The 11398-nt window shown below is 38.5% G+C and carries 10 protein-coding genes and 2 pseudogenes; 2 read left to right on the plus strand and 10 right to left on the minus strand.

Annotated elements, in window-relative coordinates:
- Positions 1-85: 85 nt before the first annotated feature.
- From ACOTZC_RS18010 to ACOTZC_RS18035, 6 genes are all read right to left on the minus strand, one after another.
- A complete protein-coding gene (locus ACOTZC_RS18010; protein ID WP_421635905.1) occupies positions 86-1213 on the minus strand; it encodes a hypothetical protein in 1128 nt (375 codons plus the stop codon).
- A 137-nt stretch (positions 1214-1350) separates the two neighbouring features.
- A complete protein-coding gene (locus ACOTZC_RS18015; protein ID WP_063308418.1) occupies positions 1351-1776 on the minus strand; it encodes a hypothetical protein in 426 nt (141 codons plus the stop codon).
- 621 nt (positions 1777-2397) lie between these two features.
- Positions 2398-3381, minus strand: coding sequence for a YiiX/YebB-like N1pC/P60 family cysteine hydrolase (locus ACOTZC_RS18020; protein ID WP_239632067.1), 984 nt, complete (start codon positions 3379-3381; stop codon positions 2398-2400).
- A gap of 213 nt (positions 3382-3594) precedes the next feature.
- Positions 3595-4848: a hypothetical protein gene (locus tag ACOTZC_RS18025; RefSeq protein ID WP_239632065.1), complete on the minus strand. Its 1254-nt coding sequence runs from the start codon at positions 4846-4848 to the stop codon at positions 3595-3597.
- 459 nt (positions 4849-5307) lie between these two features.
- On the minus strand, positions 5308-6165 hold the full coding sequence (locus ACOTZC_RS18030; protein ID WP_239632063.1) for a DUF2971 domain-containing protein: 858 nt from the start codon (positions 6163-6165) through the stop codon (positions 5308-5310).
- Between the two features lie 700 nt (positions 6166-6865).
- The gene (locus ACOTZC_RS18035; protein WP_239632061.1) at positions 6866-7582 is read right to left on the minus strand and encodes a hypothetical protein; all 717 of its coding nucleotides are present in this window, start codon (positions 7580-7582) and stop codon (positions 6866-6868) included.
- 540 nt (positions 7583-8122) lie between these two features.
- Here ACOTZC_RS18035 and ACOTZC_RS18040 point away from each other — a divergent pair.
- A pseudogene (locus tag ACOTZC_RS18040) lies at positions 8123-8433 on the plus strand (type II toxin-antitoxin system HigB family toxin).
- Positions 8434-8446: 13 nt separating this feature from the next.
- Positions 8447-8596 (plus strand): annotated as a pseudogene (locus ACOTZC_RS18045) (helix-turn-helix domain-containing protein); the annotation flags it as partial.
- Between the two features lie 67 nt (positions 8597-8663).
- Here ACOTZC_RS18045 and ACOTZC_RS18050 read toward each other — a convergent pair.
- The 4 genes from ACOTZC_RS18050 to ACOTZC_RS18065 form a co-directional block, all read right to left on the minus strand.
- Entirely contained in the window at positions 8664-9041 is a 378-nt protein-coding gene (locus ACOTZC_RS18050; RefSeq protein ID WP_125366171.1) for an Imm10 family immunity protein, read from the minus strand.
- Between the two features lie 255 nt (positions 9042-9296).
- Complete coding sequence (locus ACOTZC_RS18055; protein ID WP_421635906.1) at positions 9297-9842, minus strand: SMI1/KNR4 family protein; 546 nt, start codon at positions 9840-9842, stop codon at positions 9297-9299.
- A 298-nt stretch (positions 9843-10140) separates the two neighbouring features.
- On the minus strand, positions 10141-10662 hold the full coding sequence (locus ACOTZC_RS18060) for an SMI1/KNR4 family protein (RefSeq protein ID WP_239632060.1): 522 nt from the start codon (positions 10660-10662) through the stop codon (positions 10141-10143).
- Positions 10663-10804: 142 nt separating this feature from the next.
- Complete coding sequence (locus tag ACOTZC_RS18065) at positions 10805-11368, minus strand: hypothetical protein (RefSeq protein ID WP_421635907.1); 564 nt, start codon at positions 11366-11368, stop codon at positions 10805-10807.
- Between the last annotated feature and the right edge of the window lie 30 nt (positions 11369-11398).

The following is an 11398-nucleotide window of genomic DNA, read 5'->3' on the forward strand; positions in this document are numbered from 1 at the left end:
TCCGGAGCCCGGTCGTATGTACGTTGACTTCAACATACACTTTTCTCAGTGATTACTAAGTGATCGGCTCAAGTTAGTGCTGCAGCTAATCATTCATTTTATAATTTAATTTAAACTTAAAACCGTGTGGAGAAACAATCATTCCACTATAATCATTTTCAAATGAAATCCATGAGCGATCATTATGCCGTCGGTCAAAAATTTTCTTTGTAACACTTAGCTCATTAATTAATACAGATGCCTTGGCACTATTTGAGGTTAACCCTTCAATAAGGGGAAGGATTTTATTATCTATTTGGGCGCTGAACTTTATATTCGAAACCCCTCCTTCAACTGGGTTCCTGAAATTATGACTAAACACAATTATTTCTCGCTCAAAGGATTTTAGTTCTTGAGTTGCCTGTGCAGACAATTCAAAATCGTTACCTTTAATATAATTTGACAACTCGTTCGCAGAATTATTTGCACCTGCGAGATACAATTGTTTAATCACCGCCCCACGAATGATGGCTTTAGCCAGTTCCTCGGGGGCAACCTCAGAAATAATCTCGTTAAATTCATTCCAGTCTGGATCTCGGAAATGTATTAATGCACTTTCAGGATTGTCAAACTGAGGAATAAATATCCCACCAACCAACCCAGTCTTTATTGGGCCAGTAGGGTTTTTTGTCAAATTTTCCTTCTGCTCTATGCCCTTTGTTATAGCCTTGTACAAATCCTTTATCTTATTTTGTGTTCCTTTGCATTCAAGAGCAATAACCCTTCCAAAATTATCCAAACCAATATAATCAGGTGTTTTACCTTTACCGTTTTTAGATTTCTTTAAAAGAAGGTGAGTAAGGTTTAATGTTTCCAACACGTAAATTGCATCAATGAAACCCTGAAAACTTAATGTATTGATTAATGTATACGTGGTTGAACCGACCCCTATTTCATCACTTAAAATGGTTTTTTGATGGGGATCTATGTCTTTCCATTCTTTACGAAGTCGCAAGTCAGATGAGGTTTTCGAAAAGGCAGGGAAGTATCTTAGCCATGCCCAGAAATCAGACAAATGAAAGCCAGTAAGTTTGGGGGGGCGAGTCCAAAGAGCTGTGTGAATTAGCATGCAGTTCACATCAATTTTGTTAACAGTAAGTAACGGCTTATAGTACTGTACTTGACTTTTGGGAAACGAAGAAGAATCAATAGTTACTGTGATATCTTTTTTCATTGAACATCCATTCAGTTTATCATCAAGGATTACTTATTATCTATATTTCGGCAGCCTGAAGCATTTCTTGACGAAAGTTTAGCGTTGCGATGACAGGAGTGACTAACAAAATCCCTGACGTAATTTCCCCCCAACAGTTAGCCCTTCTCCCGCTGTACATCCTCAGCATGGTACACGAACAAAACATCGGGCATGAGGCCGGTTTTCTCTATGGTTGCCAGTACGGACTGCATTGAAGCCTCGGAGATGACCTGCATCGCTTCATCACGAATTTCGACATACGCAGGGTCTTCACGGGTCACAAAAGGCTCCAGGAGGTGGGCAATGGCCTTACCATTAACAGAAAGGCTGAAAGTGCCAGTGGCATGATCCACATTCCAGATGTAGATGAGCGGCCATAAACCCAGCTCGTCGCATTCTGCCTCATTGCGGATCCCCGGCAGGTATACGGGCATAGACAGCTTTTCATCACTCAGCGTCAGCGCGATAAACTGTTTTGCCGTCAGTCGGGAAACTTGCCGGGTTTCAGCTTCAGGTTTTTTCTTTTTAAAGAATCCGAACATGGTGCTTTCCTTGTTTATGAGGAATCGGAGGGATAGTCACTGTCTTACTGAGCTGATTAATCTGCGCTTCACTGACCTCTGCGCAGACTCACGGTAACTCTCATTCAGCAAAAGTGATTTTTACACGGTTCATACTGCCAGAAACGAGAATTACTTATCGCTTTTCTTGGCTAGATAACCATATGATGACTAACACACTCCAGGCCTGGATCATGACACTATCACGAAGAAACGAGGGGGGATCCTTCGATTACACTCGCAGCATTGTTCGGCTGCCGCTGTACTAGGCTTGTAGATAGTCAATCGTCATAACGTCTCCTAACGCTCTCTTCCGCCAGATCGAACCTGATAAAGTTGTTTTCAAATCAACGATATTCAATGGCGGACCATGAGTGGTGCACGCTGCATTTCAAAGGCGACAGCCCTATGAGCGAATATTCTATTCAGAGACCAGCCGTTCATGCAGACCAGATGCCCGAAACTCTTCTTGCTGCAAACCAATCATGCCACGAATCCATTCGATATGACCGCTTTGAGCGAGGAGCGGACGTTTGATTGTTATGAAAATCGATTAGAAGCAATAAATAACCTTATCCCTGAAAAGATAAGGTTGCTTGTAATTTAAACTGAAAAATGACCTCTGATACTATTTGCTACATCATAGCGTAACAAATGACTATTTAATAACTGCTTATACAATCTTATATGTTCGAAATAAAAATACAATGGTGTTTTCTTGTAAAGCTCTTGGTATTTATATAGCTCAAGCAAGTGGGTTTTAGTTATATCACCACCGATGTTTTCTATAAATTCGGCAAGATATAACGAAAGCGATTCATCATTATTTGTGTGCTCCAAAAATAACGTATCGCTATACCTCCATGGGTTTTTAAGTATATCATACTCCGCGTGATTAAAATAACCAGATTCGATAGCAAAATCTGTTACTGGCCTGTCGTGCTCAGGATGATTATTTAAATGATCAAGTACATCAGATAGTGTTTGTATGCTGGGGTTGAATGCCTCCCTAATATTATCAAGCATAGTCATGGTATTTCTTTGTATTTCCTCATTATGATCAACCGTGCTGGAAAATTCAATTTGAGAACTTGTCGCGGATTTTAAATAATTTTCAACCACATAAAGTAATTCACTGCTATTAATTTCTTCTGGACTACAAAAATCAGCATTATCTACTAAATCTATTCCAGCATTTCGATATGACTGTGCCACCAACCGAGAGCAGAATTGTTTTTGGTTTGCAACTCTATTAAGTTTTAACTTGGCATTTATAGCATCTTTGACTGAGTATAGTTTCCCAACCTGTGAGCGTGCAAAGGTGATGATACTATGCATTTGTTCGTCTGTAAGTTGTTCCTTACATCTCAACACTCTTACCCTGTCGGGGGCTGGGAAAAGTAATCTATCAACATTTTTGGAGTATACACCACCACCATCAGAATGTATTAGCGTACCTCCGACCCATATCATGGCATGAGAATAATCACTTTTGGTGAAAGTTCTTACTCCCTTGCTTAGAGCTGTACTAGCAGAGGTTAGAACGACATCACCGATTTGAAGTAAATTACGGTCAATAATATACATAAGCAAGCCTTAAGGTTATGCACTATAATGAAATAAATACTCATTCATGTTGTTTATATAATCAAAAACTTAAACCGACTACTATAAAAACTTGCGACTAAATAACTAATCATATCCACTTTGCTCACAAAGTTAACAAATGGTTTGAGGACCATTATGGACGAAAGCGAAAAGGACCTCGGCTGAAACAGTCTTAAGTCGCATTTATTACTATTATGGTTTTGTGATTAACGGCTGGCTAGAAGCAATCATTACCTTATGCGCAATAAAATTAGCAAGGTCAATATCATGACCTATATAGGCTAATTCTTTCGCCTGAGGGTGTAGCACATCAAAATTACCATCTACACCTTTTGTATGAACAATACGGCAACGGATATTATAGAATCTTAGAACAACTTGCTCTAATAAAGCATCATCTTCAACATTAGAGTTAATTACGTGTCCAGATAGCTTCTTGGCATTTTTTGAACGAAAATAATCATCCCGCTCTTGCTCCTGTGTTAGCCATGCACGAAGGCTCTGAATATCTACACACTCAGAGATTGTCGCTTTAAGTTGAGAAAGCTCATTTCCGAATGCCCCAGAAGAAGAGTTAAACTTTATAATATGCATAACTTTAGCGAGATCCTTGTCATTATTCGCATTAAAGTTAGGATCTTTTAACACATTTCTTATTTTATTTTGCGCCGTCATTTCAGAGTAAATAGGATAGTAAAATTCAACCACCTGATAGAGAGCCAGATATTTTAGCAAGGGCATTCCGGAAGCAGTCTGCGCATACCAATACAACGAAAGCGCCTCACTGTCATACGTAAATTGGACAGGTGTGAATTCAATTTCGTCTAAAAATTTGGTGCGTTTACGCAAAGATCTAATCTTTCTCTCGAAGCTCAGCATAACTGGTTGTTCTATCTTGCAATCGATTTGGAAACATATTGCTGCGCATATTTTTTCTACTAAATATAAAGCTTGCTCGTGTTGGTTAATGTCCAGCCCTGATATTTTTATTGTTGCAGAATAATCTTTTATGCGCTCAAAGTTACGTAAAGATCTAGGAAACTGATCTCTTAATAGAGTACATAAAGTAAATACATTACTGGGACTAGATATTTCGATGTTAACTCCTTCTTTATAAGATGGAATTGATAACGAGCTGTTATTATCTCCATCAGAGTTTTGTCGCGAGAATCGCTGTAATGGAAATCTGCCGTAAGGCAGTTGTATTTCGCACTCAAGAGTGCCATTCTCAGGAGACCATAAAGCGTCATATCCCTCGACAAACTTATATTTAAAAAAATCAGGGGCACATGCTAAAATTTTATCTGCAGCTTCATCATTTACACTGAGGAGGCTTACGTTTCTACCTTTAGGTATATGGATATAAAATCCTCTGCGTGATTCACCCTCAACTGAATGCTTTATTCCATGTTCATCACAAATCAATTTGACAGCTTCGATGCTCATTTTTTCTCCTAGATATACATTATGATGCTTACATTAGAGGCACATGACTATATATTGTGCATTCTTCCGTTTTTGCTATTCATTATTTAACCAACTTAACGGTAATGTGCTTTTTTTTCAACATGTTTTCTTGATGGTACCTGAAAGGTTTTGATTAAATCGCATCCAGACGCTGGGATAACTACATTTAAGCGAAATTATACCTAACAACTTAAGATTAAATCAGTAATGGTTAAAAATAAAACAGTATAGAAAAGGCTCTATATTTTGCAACGTCCGCTCATGGCACTCAGCGGACAAGATAGCTGAGCTTAAGGTCCGCTGAGAGCGAAAAGCGGACATTAACGCCCAATTAAGGTGTGAAGCACGCAACCACGAAACTCAATTTGATTACAGTAAACACTGAAACCAACCCAAAACAAAAATGCCAAGAGTGCTGAATCACTCTTAAATTTTTTGTTAGGTGTCTTCGGTCCCATACTCAATTAGTTTCAAAATACCTTCACAATCTAACTTTGTTATTATCTCGATCGTTCTTAAATCATAAGTAGTTGGAGATAACCTCATTTCGTTAATAATTATGCCTTTACCTTCAAGCTTTTCAATTAACTTATTTTTTATTTCTTTCGGTACTTGACTACCGATAAATACTTCAGCAATTTGGTTTTTCTTTAATTTTACCAATTGGGTATCTGTATTAGAGATCAACATAACTGCACGAACTTCATCCTCATACTCCCAAACTTTTGACTTGGTCAATGTGAAACCAGGCACTTTTTTATCAATAACATTTTCTACAAAATCGAATTGTGGTGGTCGCACATTACTATACCGTACCGGAAACAATGGAAAGTATGTCTCATTACTCCTGGCCCTGACTTTTTTAAACTGGTCTGTTTCCACATGCAACACGTCATTATTTTCGATATTTTTATATGTTTTTAGTGCGATACATATTCCTTTATGATTATCACCGTAATGAGACCACATTAAAAAATTTTTATGATCTCTCGTAGCACAGAATACTGCGAAATTATCTCGAAATTTTTCAATAAACAACTTTTCAATTTCTTGCTCAGAAGTTGAAGCTATAGCCTTCTTAAAATCTTCTCCAACTTCAAGTGGTAATACTTCATTGCAATATCGTTCGATTGCCTCAGGAGCTAAATTAATTGTGGGTAAAAAGTCATACGGATCATTAAAATTTTCTGCCTTTGAAAAAAATATTCGATTATTCATCAATATATCTAGCGTGTATTTATCCAACTCCATAGTTGCAGAGTCATATAGCTTTCTATACTTAAAAATCAACGACATAGCTTTACCTAGCACAGGAGTGATGAAAACAACTTAATCATATGTTTTTATTGTAAATTTAACAAACAAAAATCCTTCCTACACACAAGCAATTTGGGTGAGATCATTCTTCTAAGCAGAACGTTGAACACATAGCATAGAAAAATGATTTTGTAGAAAAGTGTTCACCCTATTCACCTTTGCTATTTGTGTAATAAATTTCAATAGCTTAATCGGTGATCAGTTAGACCGTGACTCTTCACCACTCTTCACCCCGGGTGACACTCTTATCTCAAAGCCCAAAATCTGGCCTGAGCCTGCTCAGTGGTTTTGGGTGGCTAAGGTGCTCAGACTGAGCTGTTCACATTCAAGCAGAGAGTTAAGCCATCGTAAAATTTGTATGACGGTTATGAGCGATCAACGGACATTGCTAACAGCATTTTGTTTGAGTTAACGGGGAGCAGGTAACAGCTTCCTAAGCAGCATACGTGGACCCGTAAGATGTTTGACTCACAAAAGCGGAGAGTAGCGGAGAAAGAACAAAAGCTACAAGAGGAGAAGGCCAAGAACAAACCTCTCTCCCAGAGCCTGGTGGATTAGTTAGCACTTAAGCGGCAGACATTCATTGATGCATTGATTATGATCGGCATGTCGCGCAAAGAGGCTGAGGCTAAATTCATCGAGTATGCGAAGAATGGCGGGAAGTAATCCCACCTTTGCTTCATTTTTCAGTGTGTGCATTGTTTGCCTGATCTTGTGCTGCAGCTATTATCTGTACCGTTGCTTTGTTCTGCTCCTCCACAAGATCAAGCAAGCGACCAATCATATTTTGTGACGTGTAAAAATCTCTTAATTTTTCGTTATAAAGAGCCTTAATTATTTTTTCTAAATCTTTCTCATCATTTAGATGAGGGTTTTGCGCGTACACGCGCGCTATTTTGAGTAAGAATTCATCAATCCCAGCTTTCTGCTCCAATGATGTTTCTATACGTTGTCTTAAGTTATTATACTCTTCCCTTTTAAGCCTTACTTGTTCAGCTAGCCTACGTGAGACTAGTTGTTTTTGATGCACAGATGTGGCAATATAAGCTAAGAAACTTTCTAAAATGTTCCTGCCGATCCTCCTGCTTTCGTCTCTGAATGCCGTTATAACACCTATTATTAAAGAGTATATAGTTGAAAGCAATGGCATGATGAAGCTAGCAAAAACACCAATTTTTAATGGTTCCCAAATGAAATTTTGGGAGAAATTAGGCTGGGCTGAAATGTATATCAAAGTCATTTCTATATCGTTCTTTGACTTCAGTATAAGAATGATATTCTCCCAATTAAATATCACGAAAGAAGTAATCAAATAACCATAAAAGTTGTTCTTAATTCTATCTGAAGCGATTTCGAGACCTGTTTGCAATATTGTTTTTGATTGTTCATCACTCACGGGGGGCTCCTTAGCCGTGCTTCGAGGTTTGCTGGTGTAAGCTAAAGAGTGAACACATTTCCTCTGAGAAGATCAATTCAAAATTACACACTTCTTACACTGCCCCTTTAACAGTCGGTCTATGAGGATTCTATGGACCATTTGATGAGTGGGTTGTAGATAAGGACGTCCGCCAGCAGGAATGAGTATAGAACGATGAGAGCACGACGTCGGATACGTCAGCGAAGGTTGAAGCGCGAGAAGAGAGCGTTAATTCACATGCATCTGGATAGTCCGCTTTTTCTGAGGTCCAACAGTCGACGGCCGACAACGAGAGTGTTTGACCTGCTCCCCATTGGTCAACGCAGATTGTTGCTAGCTACTTCCGCTGTTGGCACAAAGCGGACGTTTCTTTCACAGTCACCTCATAAAGTGTTCGCACACATTAAATGAGCGCCTTCATCACGAGCATATGAACACTGCACTCCATCAATGTTTCTACATTATCAACCCACCAACCATCACCTATAATGTTTCCTGTCTGGAAACAAGGGGGCAAGGATGCACGTAGTCTCAAGAGCGCCTTTCGACGCGGCCACCAGACAATTTCCAAATCAAGCACTCGCCCTGGACGATCTTTACCGGGTACTAAAAAAGGAGCACTACCCAACACCAGACGACATGCGAAAGCGCTTCCCCAGCCTAGACAGGATGAAATACCGGGAAAAATGGTGGGTCATTGATGTAGGTGCGGGCATTTAAAAGTGATGTTTTTTGCTGATTTTGATCGGGGAAAGATCTTTATCAAACACATCAGCACTCACGCAGAGTATGACAAACTCACGGACTTCTATCGGAGAACGAAAGAATGAACTATGCAGGAGCCAACTCACACAGAGCGATTTTGAGAATGAGATAGGCAAGAAATCTTTGGTGAGTCGAATCCTCAACGGACAGCGCACGTTAACGCTGGATCATATGCGCGCGCTGGCGAAGCGTTTTGGCGTGCCGGTGAGTGTATTTGTGGGGAAATGATGAGGATGATTTTTTTATATTGAGAAAAAAGTGACGCAGCCAAGCTAGCGATATCGCGGCTAAAACCTTACGGTAATTGTAGAGGCACATCACTGTCATCAAACACTTCCCTCAAATACTTTCCAAGCGTTTTAGAATCTTTTGCTGCAGGAATGACCACGTGATATTCTCTGATTCCAATTTTTTTTGCGACATCTTCATTAAGCACGATCACAAGTTTGTCTTCAGTGAGCTGAACAGAACGAATAGAGTCTGTTAACTCATATTCCGTTGACTCACTCTGAAATCCAATGCATTCGTTAACGGGTAATTCATCTTCGTCGAATCGTCCGATTATGATAAAATTTTTTGGATCATGACTGTCATCCCCTATTCCGATGGTGAAGACATCATTTTCTTCATAGCAGTTAATACACGCTGCAATAAAATTTTTAACATTACTCATCAGTTCTCCTTATCTTGCATCATTTTGCTCCTGACAGATTTTATCGTAAGTCTGGCGTTCATTAAGATGGCTGGTATCCTAAGAGTAACCTAAGATAGTACCCGCACCAATTTTTATAGATTGCTATTTTTAAAAGGTAAAGTATATATTTCCGGCATAGCGAAGCGGCTGTTGATGCTGTGATATGCTGCACCAGCTACACCCACCTTACAGCAATAGATGGGCTTCGCCAGGATCAACGCAAGTACACTTTTATTAAAAATCAAGATCGACTTTAACTACTCCTGATGCATCTATTTTATCATCCTGAGCAGTAAGCATATCAACAAACTCATCGAAGGAGTTTGTTATTTTCGTCAGCCCGGAGGTCACTACTGAATCATTGAATATTGGATCAGACTCGTGATCCCAAAACCAAATCTCTCCCGACATACCTCCCTTGAGACAAAGACAAATTTGATTATCACCAGACGAGGCTCCTATCGGTAACCATTGATCGCGAAAATCATTCCGGTATGTATCAGCCATTTCAAAGACAGTATATTCTTTACCCGATTCTGCAAGACCGTATAAAGACTCAAGCGTATCAGTTCCTTGCTCATCAGACCATGGAGATGGTTGTAACGCTTTGAAAACAACATTTACCTCAAAAAGAACAGAAACGCCAAAATGAAGTAAATAGGCACGATAACTTTCAGGAATTGGCCCTGTTGATGCTTCTAATGTATTTAAAATATTTTTCAGTTCATCTAATGGTAATATTGTCGATTTCGCTCCAAAGCGCTCTAATTTTTTCAACAATGTTCTTTCCTCCATATATCTGATTCGTAGCCAATATGGGGCACATTGGCGTGAAGCTCTCTCGGCAGAAGAATTATGGTATTCGCAATCAGATAATGTGGAGTGTGCATTTTTTCCCTTAACAAATTTTGAGCCGCTTTCTGTGTAATGCCTTTTTTCTATGCAATGGCATTATTACCAATGGTAAAATACAAGCATATCTGACATTCTGTTTATTACTGTTTATCTATTTACTAACATCTAAATGTAAAAAAAATAAGCCATGATCATATTCTGATTATGGCTTTATTTTGAAATATCATAAATCAACAGTTACATTCATTCCTGCATCAAGAGATGTCTCACATATTTTCTTGTAAAATTCAGTAAAGCCATTAGTAATTTTATAGATATTGCCGCACTCATTTTGCTCAGCGATCTCAAACTCTTGGATATCATCCTCAGCATGTAGATGTGTTCTGTCCCAATAATACACACCTTGGCTTTCACTGCCATTTAATATAAGGTAAAAGTTACCTCCAGGATCATCACCAATAATTAACTTATCATCAATGAAATCAAGTTCATTTAAAAAATTTTCATTTTGACGAAAAATGTCGTGGTTTGGATTTTTCATATTTATTCCAAAAAGGGCATAAAAAGCGATAACCCCGTCATCGACACCTTCATACTCCAACTCACAAAAATCCGGAGATTTTACAACAAAGCCATTTTTCAACCTGAGAAATTCTTTATAATCTTCAGGTAAACTGATTTTGAATTTTCTCTCCAAAACCTTAATTTCATCTTTATTTGCAGGTTTACCATATGAAATAGGCATAAGCTCTCCTTGCTAAGGTCATGACCTAGTGATCTTAGATACTCCACCTCTATTATGGAAAAATCGATGGTAGTAATTAAAGCCGGAACTTAATGGTTTCCGGCATATTCCATTCATTTATCTAAATAAAAAAACATGTGCCCTAGCCATAAAAATAATCATAGAATGCATTAAAACTTTCATTACCGATAAGAGGCACAATTCTATTCCGCAACTCATCAATAAAGTCATCTTTCACTTCGTCATTATCATCTGCTATATCAAAGATATCGTATTGACCATATACCAAATCAATAAGCTCAGCTAATGAAAATATAAATCCAGAGAGACTGCCAGCTATTTTAAATGGTTCAATTACATCATAACTAGCATAGACAGAGGTATTCCCTTCATCGATAACCGCAATTATAGGTTTACCTCCACCTAAATCATCACCAAAAACAAGATAATTGTTTGGTAAGTATTCATAACCACTTTGAGCCTTCGAGAGCTCACTGACAGAATGAATTTTAATTGGCGTGAAGCCTGTTTCAATCTTTAACTTTTCAGGATTATAATTTTTATATAAGTAATCAACATCTGTTGAACGAGGTAAGCTGGACGGGAAAGCATTATCCAAGTCATTGATTGTATTAAAATTCCCTGACAGCGAAAATTTTTTGCAAACAGCAACAAGTTTTTTTAAAGACTCTTCAATTTCACTCATAACAATACCTCACATTCAGCATATTCATTG

Source organism: Enterobacter cloacae complex sp. SHL009, assembly GCF_049237205.1.
GTDB lineage: Bacteria > Pseudomonadota > Gammaproteobacteria > Enterobacterales > Enterobacteriaceae > Enterobacter > Enterobacter cloacae_M.